The organism is Streptomyces sp. SID14478, assembly GCF_010548525.1.
Lineage (GTDB): Bacteria > Actinomycetota > Actinomycetes > Streptomycetales > Streptomycetaceae > Streptomyces.
In genome coordinates, this window is record NZ_JAAGMG010000062.1 from 1 (window position 1) to 968 (window position 968).

At 77.4% G+C, this 968-nt stretch carries 2 protein-coding genes; one reads left to right on the top strand and one right to left on the bottom strand.

Translation table 11 applies throughout. From position 1 onward, the window contains the following. On the top strand, nt 1-492 hold a 492-nt coding region (locus G3I40_RS02085), incomplete at its 5' end, for a LysR substrate-binding domain-containing protein (RefSeq protein WP_239091469.1). Between the two features lie 10 nt (nt 493-502). Here G3I40_RS02085 and G3I40_RS02090 read toward each other — a convergent pair. Beyond that, a partial coding sequence (locus G3I40_RS02090) for a (Fe-S)-binding protein (RefSeq protein ID WP_164300417.1) occupies nt 503-968 on the bottom strand: 466 nt, incomplete at its 5' end.

The window sequence follows — 968 nt, forward strand, 5'->3', positions numbered from 1 at the left end:
GACCGCACGGCCGGGCTCACCCGCGGTGCCGGCGCCGTCGACGTGGCCCTGCTGCGCGGCTCCGTCGACGCCCCCGGCCTGGTCGCCGAGCTCCTGCACCGGGAGCCGCGGGTGGCGGCGGTCCCCTCCGACAGCCCTCTCGCCGAGCGGACCGCGCTCGCCCTGGCCGACCTGCGCGACGAGGTCATCGCCCTGAACACGGTCTCCGGCTCGACCGCCCTCGGCCTGTGGCCGCCCGCCGTCCGGCCCGCCAGGACGCTGCCGGTCGCCAACACGGACGACTGGCTCGCCGCGATCGCCGCGGACCGCGCGGTGGGCGTGACCTCCGCCGCGACCGTACGGATGCACCCCCACCCCGGCGTCACCTACGTCCCGCTCACGGACGCGCCGGACCTCCCGGTGTTCCTGGTCCGCCGCGAGGGTCCGGGCCACCCGTCGGCCCCGGACCTGATCGCCCTCGCCCACGAGGTGGCCCGGGACACCGCTCCCTAGAGGCCGCCTCCTAGGACCCGTCGAGGGCTTCCGCCAGTACCTCCGCGAGATGCCGGCCGCGCCGCCCCGCGAGCTGCGCCACCTGCGTCCGGCAGGAGAAGCCGTCCGCGAGCGTCACCGCGTCCGCCGGTGCCTGCCGGAGCGAGGGCAGCAGCGACTCCTCCGCGCAGGCCGCCGACACCTCGTAATGCCCCTTCTCGAAGCCGAAGTTGCCGGCGAGACCGCAGCAGCCTCCGCTCAGCTCGCCGCCCAGGCCCGCCCGTTCGCGCAGCCTGCGGTCCGCCGCGTCGCCGAGCACCGCGTGCTGGTGGCAGTGCGTCTGGCCGACGACCGGGCGGTCGAGCCGGGGCGGCGCCCAGTCGGGCGCGTACCGTTCCAGTGCTTCGGCGAAGGTGACGACCCGGTCGGCGAGGCGGCGGGCCCGCGGGTCGTCCGGGAGCAGTTCGGGCAGGTCGGAGCGGAGCGCGGCCGCGCAC